Raw genomic sequence first — 17071 nt, 5'->3', positions numbered from 1 at the left:
ATGAAAAGCAAATTTACGCAAATCGTAAATATAAAAAAGCGAAATTTAGACAAAATCGAGCTAAATTTAGCAAGAACCAGAAACGAAGCGGCGATGATAGAGGGCTTCATAGCGCAGGCTGCCGAGCAAATTTCAAAATTTGAAATGCCCTCTAGCGGCTCTGCGGCCGATCTGCGCGGATCGCTGGAGCTTCTGGGCGCGATGCGGCGAGAAAAAAGTCTGCTAACCGAGCGGCTCGAGCTAATGAAAAAAAACATCGCGCACCTCGAGCGGCAGTACAAGGCGGCAAATTTGGAGTACGAAAAGATGAAATACCTGCAAACGCAGGACTTTAGCGCGCAAATAGAAAAGATAAAAAAGGCCGAAGCTACGGCTCTGGACGAGTTTGCGACGATGAATTTTACTAGGAAAAAAGAGGCGAAAGCTTGAAAAAAATTTTGATTTTACTAACTTTAAATTTATGCGTTTGGGGTGCAAACGACGTAAACGCTCAAAGCGCGAGCCAAAGCGGCTTTAAGATCCCGGTGGACTGCGTTTCGATATTTGAAACTAGAAAAGACGAGCTAAAAAGAGAGCTTGCCAAAATAGACGAAGCAAGGCAGAGTTTGGAGGCTTTTCGGGCGAGTTCGGCGGCGCTTTTTGAGGAGCGAAACGCCAAGCTAGCCGTCAAAGAGGCCGAGATAAACGCAACTCTAGCTCGCGCGCAAGAGGAAAAAAAGCAGACCGAGCAGCTGATAAAGAAAAACGAGGAAATCGTAAAAGAGCTAAGAACGATGACTAGCGACAAGGTCGGCGAGGCTTACGGCAAGATGAAGGATCAAGCTGCCGCCGACGTGCTAAGCGCGATGGATAGGACGGACGCGGCTAGCATTATGTACTCGTTAAGCCCTAAAAAAATCTCCGCGATAATGGCAAAAATGGAGCCTACCGCGGCGTCTGAAATCACGCTTTTAATCAAGCAAGGCCCGCCGTTTATAAAGGCTGAGAAAAACGTAACGCAAGAAATCTCTCCGACATCTCCGGACGGCCCGGCGGGAAATCTGCTAAATTTGTAAATTTGGCGCTATAACGCTTTAAATTTAGCTTGGCTCGCGTCTAAATTTGGGCTCAAATTTGCGCAGATAATGCGAAAGCCAAATTTGCCTTTGGCGGTCAAATTTGACTCCAAAGGTTAAATTTTACCGCCGTCAAATTTAAGGCTAAAGCCTAAATTTAACTAGCGCCCAGTCTCAAAAGTATTTTTATCCGCGCGTCAAATTTTGCTTCAAATTTTACTTAAAACAAACGCCCGTCAAAACAAAAACTCCGTGAGATTTTAGGTATTTCTTACCAAATTTTGGTTAAAATCAAGCCCAAAAAGAGAGGTAAAAATGCGTATAAAACTCCCACACACACCCTACATCGCGCACAAAATCGCTATTGATTTATTAAAGTCCGGATTCGTAAATTTAACGCGCGGAGTAGAGCCCGTAGCGGCATGCGCGAAAGAAATTTTAGATAACGATTTACAAAAAGAAAAAGCGCTTGAAGAGCGCGTAAATGAGGTGCTCGCCGAGAACGAAGACGACATGGAGAGCATGCAAGTCGATAGAAAAAATATGTTTTGGCTCGTAAAAAAGAAGCTCGCCAAAGAGTATGGCGTGATTCTCACGTACGAAGACCGCTTTAGCAACGTCGCCCACCTCGTGCTAGAAAGCGCTTGGAAAAAGGGGCTCATCGACTACACGGTCTCCGAAAACCGTATCAAAAACATCATCTACGGCTCGATCGAAGAGTATCTAAAAACGTATGAAATTTTACAAGACGTGGTCATCGACAAGATCGACGGCTACAAGCGCAAGCTAATCCCTGGTACCGAGGAGTACGACATCGTATTTGAGCGGCTCTACGAGGACGAACTAAGAAAACGAGGCATGCTGTGAGAGCTTATATCTACCTTGAAAACGGCGTTTTTTTGCAGGCTAAGGCTTTTGGCACGAGCGGTACGGCTAGCGGCGAAATGGTCTTTAATACAAGCCTAACTGGCTATCAAGAGATCATGAGTGATCCTAGCTACGCGGGTCAGTTTATCGTCTTTACGATGCCTGAGATCGGCATAGTGGGCGTAAACGAAGACGATATGGAGAGCGCGAAAATCCACGCTAGTGGCGTTTTGATGAGGGATTTTAATCCTACCGCGTCAAATTTCCGCTCACAAAAAAGCTTGGAAGAATTTTTCAAAGAGCAAGGTAAATTCGGCGTTTACGATATCGATACGAGATTTTTAACCAAGATGTTGCGCGATAACGGCGCGCTTCACGCTGTGATCTCGACTGAAATTTCAGACGAAAAAGAGCTAAAAAAACTGCTCGAAAACTCGCCTAGAATCTCGGAGATAAACTACGTCGCAAAGGTAAGCACCGAGCAAATTTACGCTCACGAAAACGGCGCTTGGGATCCCGCGAGCAAAGCCTACTCTGCGCTAAAATCAAACGGCAAAAAGATCGCCGTCATCGACTACGGCGTAAAGCGAAACATCCTAAACGAGCTTTGCGAAATGGGTCTTGAGACGCAAATTTATCCGCACGACGTGCAGGCGGATGAACTCATCGCTAAATTTAACAAAGGCGAGATAAACGGCGTGTTTCTCTCAAACGGTCCAGGCGAGCCAAAGGCCCTAAAAAACGAGATCGCGCAGATAAAAAAGCTGATCGAAGCGCGAGTGCCGATTTTTGGCATTTGCCTAGGCCATCAGCTACTTAGCAATGCATTCGGCTTTGAGACGTACAAGCTAAAATTCGGTCAGCACGGCGCAAATCACCCGGTTTTAAATTTGCAAACCAAAGCAGTCGAGATAACGGCGCAAAACCACAACTACAACGTTCCCGAGGAGATCTCACAGGTCGCCGAGATCACGCATAGAAATCTTTTCGACGGCACGATCGAAGGCGTGAAATACAAGGATTATCCGGTATTTTCGGTGCAGCATCACCCCGAGGCTAGCGGCGGGCCGAGCGAGAGCAAATATATCTTTAAACAATTTTTAGAAATTTTATAGTTGCTAGCCGCGGTCAAATTTGAGTTAAATTTAGGGTTAAATTTGCGGGCCGAATTTAAGGCGTGCGCGGCTAAAACTCGCAAATGAAATTTTACGGTCAAATTTGATGAGTGGCGCGGAGTTTTTTTCGATTTTGAGCGTCGCGGCGCTTAGCTCGGTTGGCCACTGCATAGGTATGTGCAGCGGTTTTGCTATCGTGCTGGCACGGTTTTTGAGCGGAAAAGGTAAAATTTTTAGCGCAGCGATGATAGCGGGGTACAACCTAGCTCGAATTTGCGCTTATATGCTACTTGGCTTTATTTTCGGGTCGCTTGGCGGCGTTTTTACGCTATCTCTTGTGGCGCGAGGCTACCTGTTTTTTGCTATCGGCGTTTTTATGGCGGTTTTGGGCGTCGCGCTCATCAGGCGCGGAGCTGTGTTAAATTTCATCGAGAAAAACGCATTTTTATCCAAAATTTTAAACGAAAAAATGAAAGCCGCAATCTCTAAAAATAGTGTGCTCGGGTTTTTGACGCTCGGGTTTTTAAACGGGCTACTGCCGTGCGGAGTGGTTTATTATTTTTTAGCTTTAGCAGTAGCTAGCGGCAGTGGGGCAAAGGGCGCGGCGATCGCGGCTACGTTTGGCGTAGTTAGCTTTTTTGCGATGAGTTTTTACGCGCTGGTTTTAAAGGCCGTGAGCGAAAAATTTAAAAAACACGCGCTAAATTTAAGCGGCGCGGCGATAATAATTTACGGAATTTATCTATCTTTTATAGGATTTACGGCGAGCAATGGATAACATCAAAGCAAGATTTAGGCAGTATCAAGAGGCTATCGAGACCAGCAATATAGTCTCAAAGACCGACACGAACGGCACTATCACCTTCGTAAACGACGAGTTTTGCAAGATGTCTGGCTTTACGCGCGAGGAGCTAATCGGCGCAAATCACAACATCGTGCGCCATCCCGAGGTGCCAAAGGAGGTTTTTTCGCGGCTTTGGGATACGATTTTAGCTAAAAAAGTGCACAAAGGCACGATAAGAAACCGCACCAAAGACGGCCGCGACGTCTATCTAAACACGACTATCATTCCGATTTTGGATTTAAGCGGGCAGATCGAGGAATTTCTTGCGATCAGATACGACGTGACGGACGTGATAAATTTAAACAACGAGCTTGAAAAGACGAAAAAAGAGCTGTTAAATTTAAACGAAAATCTCGAAAGCAGGGTCGCCGAGCAGACGGCGGAGCTCGTAAATTTAAACCAAAATCTAGAAAATTTGGTGAAAGCCGAGATCAAAAAAAACGAGGAAAAGACCAAAATGCTCTTTTTGCAGTCGCGTCTAGCCTCGATGGGTGAGATGATTGCAAACATCGCTCATCAGTGGCGCCAACCGCTAAACGAGCTTAGCATCACGCTTTTTAAACTAAAAGAGAGCGTGAAGTCAAACGAGAAATTTGAAGCCGGCTACGAGCACGCAAAACGCGTGATAAAGGGTATGTCGCAGACGATCGAGGATTTTAGAAACTTTTTTAGCGTCGAGCGCGAGAGGGAGCTTTTCTTGCCCTCGTCTGCGGTAGAAAACGCGCTAAAGATGGTACAAGGAACCTACGAAAAAGAGGGCATAGACGTAAATTTGGAGCTAAAAAGCGAAGGTCAAATTTACGGCTTTGAGTCGCAGCTTTGCCAGGCTGTGATTATCCTGCTTTCTAACGCCAAAGATGCGCTGGCAAATAAAAAAAGCGATAAAAAAGTAACGCTAAGCTTAGAAACAAAGGATAAATTTGTTATCATAAGAGTAACGGATAACGCAGGCGGCATAAAAGAGGAGATAATGGATAAGATTTTTGAGCCGTATTTCACCACGAAGCACCCGAGCGCGGGTACGGGTATCGGTCTATATATGCTAAAAAGCATAGCCAAAAATCACGGCGGAAGCGCCGGCGCTAAAAACGTAAAATTTGGAGCGGAATTTGAGATAAAGCTGCCGCTAAAGGATGAAAAATGAAAAATTTTAAAGAGCTAACGCTACTGCTAGTCGAGGACGAGGATGGCATAAGGGAGTCGATGCAAGAGGTTTTTGGCGGCGTATTTCAAAAGGTCATCTCGGCCTCAAACGGCGACGAAGGGCTTAAGAAATTTAAAAAATTTAGCCCCGACATCGTGATAGCCGACATCATGATGCCTATCATGGACGGGCTTGAGATGTCAAGGCAGATAAAAGAGTTCTCAAAAAACACTCCCGTGGTGATCCTAAGCGCGTATAGCGAAAAGGAAAAACTACTAAAAGCTATCGACGTAGGCATCGATAAATACGTCATCAAGCCTATCGATATGGACGAGCTTTTCGTCGTGCTGGAGCAGATCGTAAAAACCAAAATCATAGGCGCCGATATCATCGAGATTTCGGGCGGATATTCGTTTAATCAAACCAAAAAAGTGCTCGTAAAAAACGGCGTCGAGATCGCGCTAACCAAAAAAGAGCTGGCCTTTATCTCGCTTTTAGTTAAACGTATCGGTACGCTCGTTCTAACCGAAGAGATCAGAAACGTGGTGTGGTTTGGTGAAAAGGTAAACGATCCGGCCGTTAGGACATTTATCAAGCGAATACGCGATAAAGTGGGCGCCGGACTCATCAAAAACTCGCCCGGCCTAGGCTATAAAATAGAACTAAAAAAGTAAAATTTAAAGTAGCGTAAATTTAAAACGATTAAGCGATTTTGCGCTTAAATTTTAGTAAAATAACATTTTCGTAATAAAATAAACAAAGGAGGATATCGATGCGACTAGACAGGGCGCTAAGCTACGACTACACGGTCGCCAAGTATTTTATGTTCGCGACGATACTGTTTGGGATAGTCGGCATGGGCATAGGCGTGCTGATAGCCTTTCAGATGGCATATCCCGATCTAAACTATCTCGCGGGCGAATACGGCACCTTTAGCCGCCTAAGACCGCTGCACACGGCGGGCGTGATATTCGGATTTATGCTCTCGGGCGTATTTGCGACGTGGTACTACATCGGACAGAGGGTTTTAAAGGTCTCGATGAGCGAGTCGCCGTTTTTGATGGCGGTGGGCAAACTGCACTTTTGGATATATATGCTAGTTATGGCAGGCGGCGTGTTTAGTCTCTTTGCCGGCGTTAGTACGTCAAAAGAGTACGCAGAGCTAGAGTGGCCGCTAGATATCGGCGTGGTCGTGCTTTGGGTGCTTTGGGGCGTTAGTATATTCGGCCTTATTGGTATCCGCCGCGAGAGGACGCTTTATATCTCGGTTTGGTATTTTATCGCGACGTTTCTGGGTATCGCGATGCTTTATCTGTTTAATAACATGGCCGTGCCAACCAAGCTAGTTTCAGGATATGGCAACTGGTGGCACTCGGTCTCGATGTATGCGGGCGCAAACGACGCGCTAGTGCAGTGGTGGTACGGGCATAACGCCGTGGCGTTTGTGTTTACCGTGCCGATAATCGCTCAAATTTACTATTTCCTCCCTAAAGAGAGCGGTCAGCCGATATTTTCTTACAAGCTTTCGATTTTCTCATTTTGGAGCCTGATGTTTCTTTATCTTTGGGCGGGCGGACACCATCTGATCTACTCTGCGGTGCCTGACTGGATGCAGACGATGGGCTCGGTGTTCTCGGTGGTTTTGATACTGCCGTCTTGGGGTTCAGCTATAAATATGCTTCTAACGATGCGCGGCGAGTGGCAGCAGCTTAGAGAAAATCCTCTTATCAAATTTATGATTTTAGGCTCGACGTTTTATATGTTTTCGACTCTTGAAGGACCGATTTTGGCGATCAAATCAGTAAATGCTCTCGCGCACTTTACCGACTGGGTACCAGGCCACGTGCATGACGGTACGCTAGGCTGGGTTGGATTTATGACGATGGCAGCGCTTTATCACATGACGCCGCGCGTGTTTAAACGCGAAATTTACTCAAAATCCTTGATGGAAATTCAGTTTTGGATACAGACTATCGGCATAGTGCTTTACTTTTCATCGATGTGGATAGCTGGCATCACTCAGGGTATGATGTGGCGCGCGACCGACGAGTACGGAAATTTGGCCTATTCGTTTATCGATACGGTGATAAACATAGTGCCGTACTACTGGATCAGAGCCGTGGGCGGACTGCTATATCTGCTTGGATTTTTTATATTTGTTTACAATATTTACAAGAGTTTTGGCGCCAAATCGCTCGAAAAAGAGCCGCTAAGCGCGAGTCCTGCGGGCGTAAAGGAGGTTGCTAATGTTTAGTTGGTTAGAAAAAAATCCCTTCTTTTTCGCGGTTATGGTTTTTATATTTATCGCCTATGCGGGCGTGATCGAGATTTTGCCTGATTTTGCCAACAGAGCTAGGCCGCTTGAGGGAACCAAGCCGCCGACGGTTTTACAACTTGCGGGCAAACACGTGTATATGAAAGATAGCTGTAACGCCTGCCATACGCAGCAAATTCGCCCTTTTAAGGCTGAGACCGACAGATACGGCATGTATTCGCTTAGCGGCGAGTATGCGTTTGATCGTCCGCATCTTTGGGGATCAAAGAGAACCGGCCCCGACCTTTGGCGCGTGGGTAACTACCGCACTACCGACTGGCACGAAAATCACATGAAAGAGCCGACCTCTGTGGTGCCCGGTTCTATAATGCCTGCTTATAAGCATCACTTTAGCAACAACGCCGACATCGAGACGGCATACGGCGAAGCGGTAACGACGAAAAAGGTATTTGGCGTACCGTACGACGTAGAGGGCATGCCAAAACTCGGCACCTACGAGCAGGCACAAGCAGCCGCCAAAGAAGAAGCCGCCGTTATAGTTGAAGAGATGAAAGATGAAGAGGTCAAAAAGGCCTTTGAGCGCGGAGAGATCCGCGAGATAGTGGCGCTCATCGCCTATCTAAATAGCTTAAAATAGGCAAATTTATGGATGCGCAGACTCTAAGAGATATCCAAGGATACGGAGCTTTTATCTTTCTAGCCGTGTGCGCCGCGCTTCTTTACGGATACTATTTTCATCTGTATAGATCCGAAAAGAGCGGCAGGCGAAACTACGAAAGATACTCCGACCTCGCCCTAAAAGACGGTATCGACGAGGAAATTTTAGAGTCTGCGTCCATAGAGCAAAACGCTAAAAAGGAAAAATAATGCAATGGTTTAATTTAGAAGATAACGTAAATTTACTGGGGCTTATCGGAGCTATTGCTATCGTTTTAGCCACGGTTTTCGTCGTAAGTCGCTTGGTTGGGCAGATGAAGGTAGCAAAACCGGATGCCGAGCTAAGCGAGCATAGTTGGGACGGCATAGGCGAGTACAAAAATCCCGTACCGCTGGGCTGGGCGATAGTTTATGCGATATGCATCGTCTGGGCCTTGTGGTATATGATCGCCGGCTATCCGGTAAACTCCTACTCGCAAATCGGCGAATACAACGAAGAAGTCGCCGCCGCAAACGCTAAATTTGAAAAGAGTTTCGCAAATCCAGACGCCAAGACACTTCACGCGATGGGCGAGAGCGTGTTTTTGGTGCAGTGTTCCTCCTGCCACGGCATAACGGGCGACGGTATAAACGGCAAGGCCGCAGACCTTTCCAAATGGGGTAGCGAAGAGGGGATATTTGATACGATAATGAACGGCTCAAAAGGCCTTGAGTACCCGATGGGCGAGATGCCTGCCGGTATGGCGGACGAAGAGGGCGCAAAGGCGATCGCGGCCTACATCGCTAAGGAAATTTCCGGTATAAAAAAGACCAAAAACGAAAATTTGGTAGCTAGCGGCAAGGAGCTTTTTGCGACCTGCGCGGCGTGCCACGGCGAGGACGGCAAAGGCATGGAGGGCAACTCTCCTGATCTATCTAAATACGGCACGGCCGAGTTTGTCGAGGACGTGTTGCAGCGCGGTAAAAAGGGCGCTATCGGTACGATGCCTAAATTTAGCGACGGCAGATTAAACGCTTTACAGCAAAAAGCCGTCGGCGAGTACGTCATCTCGCTTTCTAAAGGAGAATAAATGGAAAACACGAATCGAAACGTCTTCGGTCTACACGGCGTGACCGGGCTACTCATTGCAACCGGGCTTCTGCTAGCGATCCTGGCGGCACTCACGTACTACGCGATCAAGCTCCAGCAAGAAGTCGCGCAAAAGCCATACACGCTAAACGCCTCCGAGCTAAAGATGAAAAGCGCGGATAACGCCAAGCAAGTGCGCGTAAAGGAGTAAATATGCAAGCGATTTTGGAGAAATTTATCGTCGCGGGACTTATTGCGGCGGCGGCATTTACGGCGTGGGCGGTGCTAACGCCAAATCACCTTTTTGTGGGATGAAATTTGATAAATCAAAGAGCGCAGACCTTGCCGCTCTTTTTCAAATTTTACGTTTAAATCCTAGCGGCTCGCTTTGCATTTTGTGAGAAAACGCTTGATTATACCGATGAAATTTATAAATTTTATTAGCTTAAATTTAACTATCCTTTTTCGCTTTCTCGCGCTCAAATTTGCAAATTTGACTCGCGCATTTTTTATCTTTTTGCTTTTTATTTTTTACGGCGCGGCGACTTTGCATGGTTCAAATTTGCCTCGCGAGATAGTTTTAGTAAATCAAAACATCCTAAGCCAGGCCGTGAGCGAGAAAATCGCGGTTTTAGGCGAGGAGCTAGCAAGTAAAAGCGGCGTATTTGCGGGGGTCGCGGTTTATGAGAGCTTAGAGGGCAAAACGCTAAAAGAAGCGGCCGCGCAGCTAAATTTGACCCCGCCTTACGCGCTTTTGATGCTTGCTAAAACAGAGCATAAGGTGGAAATCTTCGCCGACTCCGAGACGCTTAAGCTTTTTGATAAAGAGAAAATTTTAAGCCCGTATCCAAGCTCCGGCTCGATTTTGCCGATTTTAGCGTCCAAAAACGGCAAAGATATCTTTAACGCCGCCGTTTTAAACGGCTACGCGGATCTTGCCGAACAGATCGCCGCGAGCAAGGTCGTGAGCTTGCAAAACGCTATCGGCAGCCAAAACCGCCTGACGCTTGATACGTTTAGGATTTTTATCTACGGCTCCATCGCTCTGGTTATTTTCGCTGCTGCGTTTAGAAAATTTAGGAGGGAAAATGGCTAAAAACTACTGGCCTCACGCTATCGTCGGCTCGCTTATTTTGATAGTCGCCTCCTGCGTAGCGACCATTATTCTGGCCGTCAAAAACCCCGTGGAGATGGACGGCTTTTACTTTGAGCGATACCAAAACGTCGATGAAAACATAAACGAGATCGAGGCTAGTCTGCGTAGATTTGACGCCAAATACGCTCTTAAATTTGAGGCTAAATTTGACGGGCTAAGCGGGCATTTTGCGATCGCCGTTGCGCCTAAAAACGGCTCGGTAGCGCCAAATTTTACTCACGAGATTTTACTAACCAGGCCCGCAACGAACGAGCAAAATCAAAATTTAGACGCCAAATTTGAGGGGCAAATTTTAAAAACGCAGTCCGTGACGCTCCCAAAAAAAGGCAGATGGCAAATTTTGCTAAAAATATCCGACGCAAACGACACGGGCTTTTATAAATTTAACTTCGAGGCGCGCTAGTTTTCTTTGATTTTCAGCCGCTCTGGGCTATCATTTCGCCAAAAAACAAAGAGCTTTTATGCAAAATTTAGACAAACTTTACATCTTTACCAACTCGCGAAAGATTCGCGAATTTAACGCGGAATTTCAAAACGAACTCGTGCCAAAGGCCATGACGATAGCGCAGTTTGAGCAAAAGGCCGTGCTGGTGCCGGGGCGCTTTGAGGCGGACGAGGCGTACGCGCTGGTGCTGATGCAGCGAGCCTGCGCGAGCGTGAGAGAGGCCTCCGAGCGGCTGCGCATCCCGCCCGATTTTTTCGCGTTTTTGAAAAACAACGACTATCTTTTTAGCTTTTTTAAGGAGCTTGCTATCAGCAAAAAGAGCGTGGCGGATCTGAAATTTAGCGATATTTACGCCGATTACGAGGAGCATCTGGGTATCCTCGAGGCGGTGCTTGCGCGATATAAGGAGCTGCTCGCGGCCGAAAATCTATACGACGGTATCGTGCTGCCTGAAATTTACGAGCTAAACGGCGGGTTTGTGAGGGAATTCCGTGAGATAAATCTCGAAGTGGACGGCTTTTTGAGCGAATTTGAGTGGGAGCTGTTTGGCGAGATAGCCAAGCTAACGACGCTAAAAATCATCTTTCAAACCAGCAAATTTAACAAAAAACTGATCTCAAAACTGGCTGAAATCTCTGGGCTAGATGCAAGCGAGTTTGGTCTATACGGCGAATTTGAGCTAAATTTGAGCTCGCGCGAGCTAAAAAAAACGGGCTCCGTGCGCAAAAATCCGCTCATTTTAAAAAGGAGCTTTAGCGCTAGGAGCTTGCAGGCGGCCTACGCGATGGCAAAGGCTAGCGAGTTCGTGGCTGATGGCATCAAGCCCGAAAACATCGCCGTTATCTTGCCCGACGAGAGTTTTGCCGAGATCTTGCGCCTGCACGACCGTGGCAAGATGTTTAACTTCGCGATGGGCGAGAGCTTTACGCGCACGCGGTTTTTTCAAATTTTAAAGTGCATGGTAACCGCTATAAATGACAAAATCCGCGTAAATTTGAGCGAGGATAACTATAAAAATTTCAACGAATTCGAGTTTAATCTGCACGAATTTAGCGTTAGCGGCGAGCTGTTTGAGAAATTTAAAAACAGCTTTGAGGCGCCTTGCTCGTTTGAGGATTTTAGGGCGCTGATGGAGGAGATTTTGGCGCTTGAGAGCGACCACCCCGCCGCACAAAAAACGCGCGAGGAGCTATTTTACGCGCAGAGTTTGGCGCGGTATTTTAGCTTTACGCTGCGTCAAATTTGCGAGATATTTTTGATAAAGCTAGCCAGGCTTAGGCTTGATCACGTAGGCGGCGGTAAGATCGGCGTCATGGGCGTTTTGGAGAGTCGCGGGCTTAAATTTGAGGGCGTCATAGTGCTTGATTTTAATGATGATCTGGTGCCAAAACGCAGCGTAAACGAGATGTTTTTGAGCTCGCGCGTACGTCAAAAAGCGGGCCTCATCGGCTACGTGGACCGCGAAAATTTGCAGAGATTTTACTACGAGAGCCTAATCGGAGGCGCGAAAAAGGCGGCGATATGCTACGCGGCAAACGAGGAGAAAATCGCATCAAGATTTCTCGGCGAATTTAATGCTGTGGAGGACGCGAGATTTAGCGACGAGAGCTATGCGGCGCTGTTTAACGGCGAATTTGACGCAAAGGCCGATTTTGCGGATGAGCAAAATTTCGAGGGCGAGATTAACCCGAGTCTTGACGAAAAGAACGAGGCTAAGCCAGGTCAAATGAAAATCGCCAAAGAGCGAAGTTTGTTTGAATTTGGCGAAGCGGAGAGCGAGCTAAATTTAGCCGACAAATTTGACGAAAAAGCGGCGCAAAACAAAACGCTGAGCGAAAAACAGCAAGCCGTAAATTTGATAAATTTCACGCGAAAAATGCCCGCAAAGCCTAAAATTTTCGAGCAGGACATCATCGTCAAGCACGATTTTTTCGCTATCCCGCTCTCTTTTAGCAGGTTAAACACCTATTTGCAGTGCCCGCGGCGGTATTATTACAGATATATCCTAGGCGTAAAGCCGCCCGTGATGCCGCAAACGGCGTCTGCAGCGGACTTTGGCAACTCGCTACATAGGGCGCTTTTTGAGTATTATTCTAAATTCGATCGATTTGACCTCGCTAAATTTGAAACGGTGCTAAGAGAGTTAAACACGCCGCCGCTAGAGCGCGAGATAACGATGATAAAGATGGAAAAATTTAAGGCCGTAGAGGACGCGAGATATGAGTCGGGATGGCGCGTGAAGGGGCTCGAAAAAGAGCTTGATAGCGTGTTCGCGGGCGTGCGCATAACCGGCAAAATCGACCGCATAGACGTGTGCGGCGGCGAGCTAGCGGTGATTGATTATAAAAGCGGAAAATTTGATGCTAAATCCTTGCAACTACCATTTTACGAAGCGCTCGTGGGTAGGCCTTGCGAGGGGTATTTTTATGATCTAAAAGATAATATGAATTTGGTGGCGGGCGAGGCTAGCACGGATGCGCTTGCAGAGGCGATCGAGCAGCTAAAATCCATCAACGACACGCCGATAAATTTCGGGGAGGCGAAGGGCGCGATGAGCGAATACGAAGACTATAAAATTTTAGTGAAAGGCGAGCTATGAAGCCGTTTTTGGCCCTCGAGGCGAGTGCGGGCAGCGGCAAGACCTTTGCGCTTAGCGTGCGTTTTATCGCGATTTTGCTATCAGGCGCCGACGCGCGCGAGATCACGGCGCTGACCTTCACCAAAAAGGCCGCTAATGAGATGAAAGAGCGCATCGTGCAGACCTTTTTGCGGCTCGAGGAAAAGGGCGCGGAGCTAGCCGAGCTGGAGCAAATTTTGGGCGCGGGCAGGGATAAGATTTTAGCCATGCGCGATGCGCGGGCGACGCATTTTTTAGAAAGCGATCTAAAAATCGGCACGTTTGATTCGTTTTTCGTCGGTATCTTGCGCAGCTTTTGCTTAAATTTGGGGCTAAGCGCGGATTTTGAAGTGAGCGAAAATTTAAACGAGCTGCAGCGGGGCGAGTTCGTCGCGAGCGTGAGCAAGGATATGCGGCTGCTAAAAGCGCTTGCGAATTTGATAGCGACGGCCGAGCGCAGCCAAAGTAGCTTTTTTGAGAGCTTGGAGATGTTTTACGAAAATTTCGGCGAGCTTAAAAGTAGCGAAAATGCGGCGTTTCCAAACGAAAGCGGCGTAGAAGAAGCGCTAAGAAATATGCGCGAATACGTCCTAGCTAGAGGCGGGGGCAAAGACGCGCAAAGCGCCGTGAAAGAGGGGAGTCCCGGCGAAATCTTAGCTCGATCTTTTATGTCGCGCGCGAGCCTTGATTATCGTACGTTTTCTAAAATTTATACGCCGGAGCTCGACGAGATGTTTTTTACGCTAAAAGCGCGATTAAAACAGTATTTTGATGCGCTTGAGGAGTATAAAATCGCCGAGCTGGCTAGATTTTTAAAAATCTACAAAGAGTGCAAAATCTCGCTAAACAAAAGGCTAAATTCTCTCGCATTTAGCGATGTGACGCGCCTGGTTTACGAGCTTTTGCGAGGCGGCGAGACGGACGCGCAGATGCTTTATTTTAGGCTCGACGGGCGGATAAACCACCTTCTCATCGACGAGTTTCAAGACACCAACGTCGCGCAGTACGAGATCATGCGTCCGCTCATCGAGGAAATCGTCGCCGGATACGGACAAAACGGGCTTGGCAGCTTTTTTTACGTGGGCGACGTAAAGCAGAGCATTTACCGCTTTCGCGGCGGCAAAAAGGAGCTTTTCGGCAAGCTAATGCGAGATTTTCCGCAGATCAAAGCGCAAAATTTGGAGGTAAATTACCGCAGCAAAAAGGCGCTGGTTAGATTTACGAACGCCGTATTTGCGGGCAAGATCGAAAATTTTAAACCGCAAAGAACGCCACAAAAAGAGGGCGAGCGGGTAAATTTGGTAGGGCAGATGCCGTATTTTGAGGCGGAGGCGGACGATCTTGGATTCGTGCGGGTAAGCAGCGGCGATGACGTGGCGGCAGAGGCGGCGCAGCAGGTTAAATTTCTCCTGCAAAAAGGGGTCTGCGAGGACGATATCACCGTGCTTTGCTGGAAAAACGACGATATAAATAAAATCTCAAATTTGCTGAGCGAGGCGGGCGTAAAAAGCGTGAGCGAGGGCGTGATGCCTCTGCTAGCTAGCAAAAATGCGCGCGCAGTAGCGGAATATGCTAAATTTTGCCTATTTGACGAGCGAATTTACAAGCTAAATACCGAAGCGATCCTAGACGTAAACGCCGTAAAGTTAAGCGTAAATCCGCAAAAATCGGCGCTTGAGAGCCTGCACTATCTAGCGGGCAGGCTCGGCGTAGATATGAGCGACGCGGACGTTTTGCGACTACTTGAGCTAGCGCAGCCGTATTCAAATTTGACCGAGTTTGTCTATAATCTTGATAGATTTGAAGCCAAAGCGAGCGCAAAAAGCGGCGAGGGCGTGAAAATAATGACCGTGCACAAGTCAAAGGGGCTGGAGTTTGAAAACGTGATCGTATGCGATAAAATGGGCGTCGGACGGCACGACGGGTCAAATTTCATCGCTGAGTACGACGCGGGTACGGGCTCCTGGCAGGTGCGGCACAACGTCAAAAAACAGTGCATCGACGAGGATTTTGCAAGGCTAAAAGAAAAGGCGGCGCGGCTCGAGCGTGAAGAGGATATGAACAAGCTCTACGTCGCGCTAACGCGGGCGATTGGCGGACTAATCATCGTCAAAAAAACGGGTGCAAACGGCAGAAATCCGAGCTTTTTTGGAGCGTATGAGAGTAGCGGCGAGGTTATAGAGTATCTTGATTTGGTTGATTTTAGCTTCGGCGAACCGACTCCTAGCAAGGCGCGAAATTTGAGTGTAGTAGGCAAATTTGAGCCTATTAAACTAGCTCAAATTTCAAAGCAAATCGTAGACGAAACGCCCAAAACCGAGGGCAAAAATCAAAAGGCGATTTATTTTGGTTTGGCGCTACACTATCTGCTAGAAATGGCGGAAAAATTTGACGAGAGCTCGCTAAAAACGGCGCAAATTTCGATGCGAAACGCGTTTCATAAATTTTTAGACGAGGGCGAGCTGGATGAAATTTACGCTCGCGGGCTAAATTTGACAAACGAGCCTAAATTTAAGCAAATGACGCAGGCAAAGAGGGTGTTTAAAGAGCAGCCTTTGCGATATGAGAGTGCGTTAAAACAGCTTGATTTGCTCTGTATTGGCGAATCTGAAATCTGCGTGATCGACTATAAAACGAGCGATAAAAATATAGATGAAAACATCGCGCAAGTGGCGGAATACAAAAGAATATTGGCTCAAATTTACCCGAATTTGAGCGTGAGAGCGGCGATATTTTACGCTTTACGGGATGAAATTCGAAGCATTGATATTTAAATATAGCTTAAATTAAGCTATTTGTAAGATGCATTTGAATACAATCACGACTTAAAATTATCTAAAGGGTAAGAAAATGACGAAAATAACAAAACCAAACGAAGTGGAGCGCGAGTGGATCGTGCTTGACGCGGCAGGCAAGCGTTTTGGTAGATTGCTAACCGAGGTGGCTACGCTGCTTCGCGGTAAGCATAAGCCAAATTTCACTCCGAATGTCGATTGCGGCGATTACGTTATCATAATCAACGCTTCTAAAGCCGAATTTACGGGCAATAATAAAGCCGAGCAAAAGCTTTATCACCGCCATTCAGGATATTTCGGTAGCACAAAAAGCGAGAAATTCGGCGAGCTTTTGGCTGACAAACCTGAAAAACTGTTCAAGCTAGCCGTTCGCGGAATGCTTCCAAAAACAAAACTCGGCAGAGAGATGATAAAAAAACTAAAAGTTTACGCCGGCAGCGAGCATCCGCACACGGCTCAAATAGCTAAAAAAGAAGGAAAATAATCATGGCGAAAGTTTATGCAACCGGTAAAAGAAAAACTGCCGTAGCAAAAGTCTGGCTAAAACCGGGCAGCGGTAAAATTTTAGTAAACGGACTTGATCTAAACACTTGGCTCGGCGGACACGAGGCTATCAAGCTAAAAGTGGTTCAACCTCTACTTTTAACAAAACAAGAGGGTTCTATAGACGTAACCGCAACGACTCTAGGCGGCGGATACTCTGCTCAGGCTGAGGCGCTAAGACATGGCATTTCAAGAGCATTAGCTCTATTTGATACCGACTTTAGAGCGACTCTAAAACCAAAAGGCTTACTAACTCGTGACTCACGCGTCGTTGAGCGTAAGAAATTCGGTAGAAGAAAAGCTAGAAGAAGCCCGCAATTCTCTAAACGCTAATAGTTTGTTAAAGTCGTTTCGTCGGCTTTTAAATTTCGGAGATGAGGCATACGGTTTGATAAGACCGATATGTCTCAAATTGCGTGTTAAATTTAGATTTATAAATTAGTGATAAAATCAAAAAATAGTCTCGTGAAAAAACGGGGCAAAAGAAAG

Annotated in this window: 18 protein-coding genes; all 18 read left to right on the top strand. The window is 47.0% G+C overall.

Features of this window, described 5'->3' with window-relative positions:
* Window positions 1–429 (top strand): flagellar export protein FliJ, encoded by a 429-nt coding sequence (locus tag CSHOW_RS08740; RefSeq protein WP_002949088.1) that lies wholly within the window; start codon window positions 1–3, stop codon window positions 427–429.
* On the top strand, window positions 426–1055 hold the full coding sequence (locus CSHOW_RS08735; RefSeq protein WP_002949090.1) for a MotE family protein: 630 nt from the start codon (window positions 426–428) through the stop codon (window positions 1053–1055). The genes CSHOW_RS08740 and CSHOW_RS08735 overlap by 4 nt, the downstream gene beginning before the upstream one ends.
* A 315-nt stretch (window positions 1056–1370) precedes the next feature.
* Window positions 1371–1922 carry a DUF507 family protein gene (locus CSHOW_RS08730; RefSeq protein WP_002949092.1) on the top strand — a complete coding sequence of 184 codons (552 nt, stop codon included), beginning with the start codon at window positions 1371–1373 and terminating at the stop codon, window positions 1920–1922.
* Entirely contained in the window at window positions 1919–3037 is a 1119-nt protein-coding gene (carA, locus tag CSHOW_RS08725; RefSeq protein WP_002949094.1) for a glutamine-hydrolyzing carbamoyl-phosphate synthase small subunit, read from the top strand. The genes CSHOW_RS08730 and carA overlap by 4 nt, the downstream gene beginning before the upstream one ends.
* Window positions 3038–3143: 106 nt before the next feature.
* Window positions 3144–3815 (top strand): sulfite exporter TauE/SafE family protein, encoded by a 672-nt coding sequence (locus CSHOW_RS08720; protein WP_002949095.1) that lies wholly within the window; start codon window positions 3144–3146, stop codon window positions 3813–3815.
* Window positions 3808–5025 (top strand): PAS domain-containing sensor histidine kinase, encoded by a 1218-nt coding sequence (locus CSHOW_RS08715; RefSeq protein ID WP_002949098.1) that lies wholly within the window; start codon window positions 3808–3810, stop codon window positions 5023–5025. The genes CSHOW_RS08720 and CSHOW_RS08715 overlap by 8 nt, the downstream gene beginning before the upstream one ends.
* Window positions 5022–5699 carry a response regulator transcription factor gene (locus CSHOW_RS08710; RefSeq protein WP_002949100.1) on the top strand — a complete coding sequence of 226 codons (678 nt, stop codon included), beginning with the start codon at window positions 5022–5024 and terminating at the stop codon, window positions 5697–5699. The genes CSHOW_RS08715 and CSHOW_RS08710 overlap by 4 nt, the downstream gene beginning before the upstream one ends.
* A gap of 98 nt (window positions 5700–5797) precedes the next feature.
* Window positions 5798–7279, top strand: coding sequence for a cytochrome-c oxidase, cbb3-type subunit I (gene ccoN / locus CSHOW_RS08705; RefSeq protein WP_002949104.1), 1482 nt, complete (start codon window positions 5798–5800; stop codon window positions 7277–7279).
* Window positions 7272–7937, top strand: a complete 666-nt coding sequence (ccoO, locus tag CSHOW_RS08700; protein WP_002949108.1) for a cytochrome-c oxidase, cbb3-type subunit II — start codon at window positions 7272–7274, stop codon at window positions 7935–7937. The genes ccoN and ccoO overlap by 8 nt, the downstream gene beginning before the upstream one ends.
* An 8-nt stretch (window positions 7938–7945) precedes the next feature.
* The gene (locus CSHOW_RS08695; RefSeq protein ID WP_002949110.1) at window positions 7946–8167 is read left to right on the top strand and encodes a cytochrome c oxidase, cbb3-type, CcoQ subunit; all 222 of its coding nucleotides are present in this window, start codon (window positions 7946–7948) and stop codon (window positions 8165–8167) included.
* The gene (locus CSHOW_RS08690) at window positions 8167–9027 is read left to right on the top strand and encodes a cbb3-type cytochrome c oxidase N-terminal domain-containing protein (protein WP_002949112.1); all 861 of its coding nucleotides are present in this window, start codon (window positions 8167–8169) and stop codon (window positions 9025–9027) included. Before CSHOW_RS08695 ends, CSHOW_RS08690 begins: the two co-directional genes overlap by 1 nt.
* Complete coding sequence (locus CSHOW_RS08685; RefSeq protein ID WP_002949114.1) at window positions 9028–9237, top strand: DUF4006 family protein; 210 nt, start codon at window positions 9028–9030, stop codon at window positions 9235–9237.
* Window positions 9238–9447: 210 nt separating this feature from the next.
* Window positions 9448–10122 (top strand): hypothetical protein, encoded by a 675-nt coding sequence (locus CSHOW_RS08680; protein WP_002949118.1) that lies wholly within the window; start codon window positions 9448–9450, stop codon window positions 10120–10122.
* Window positions 10115–10585 carry a FixH family protein gene (locus tag CSHOW_RS08675; RefSeq protein WP_002949122.1) on the top strand — a complete coding sequence of 157 codons (471 nt, stop codon included), beginning with the start codon at window positions 10115–10117 and terminating at the stop codon, window positions 10583–10585. Before CSHOW_RS08680 ends, CSHOW_RS08675 begins: the two co-directional genes overlap by 8 nt.
* A 58-nt stretch (window positions 10586–10643) precedes the next feature.
* Window positions 10644–13226 (top strand): PD-(D/E)XK nuclease family protein, encoded by a 2583-nt coding sequence (locus CSHOW_RS08670; protein ID WP_002949133.1) that lies wholly within the window; start codon window positions 10644–10646, stop codon window positions 13224–13226.
* Window positions 13223–16018: a RecB-like helicase gene (locus tag CSHOW_RS08665; RefSeq protein WP_002949134.1), complete on the top strand. Its 2796-nt coding sequence runs from the start codon at window positions 13223–13225 to the stop codon at window positions 16016–16018. Before CSHOW_RS08670 ends, CSHOW_RS08665 begins: the two co-directional genes overlap by 4 nt.
* 76 nt (window positions 16019–16094) lie before the next feature.
* Complete coding sequence (gene rplM, locus CSHOW_RS08660) at window positions 16095–16523, top strand: 50S ribosomal protein L13 (protein ID WP_002949135.1); 429 nt, start codon at window positions 16095–16097, stop codon at window positions 16521–16523.
* A gap of 2 nt (window positions 16524–16525) precedes the next feature.
* Window positions 16526–16915, top strand: coding sequence for a 30S ribosomal protein S9 (gene rpsI, locus CSHOW_RS08655; protein WP_002949136.1), 390 nt, complete (start codon window positions 16526–16528; stop codon window positions 16913–16915).
* Window positions 16916–17071: the final 156 nt, after the last annotated feature.

The organism is Campylobacter showae (genome assembly GCF_004803815.1).
Classification (GTDB): domain Bacteria; phylum Campylobacterota; class Campylobacteria; order Campylobacterales; family Campylobacteraceae; genus Campylobacter_A; species Campylobacter_A showae.
The sequence above is the reverse complement of the archived record's forward strand: the minus strand, read 5'-3'. Positions and strand labels throughout refer to the sequence as shown.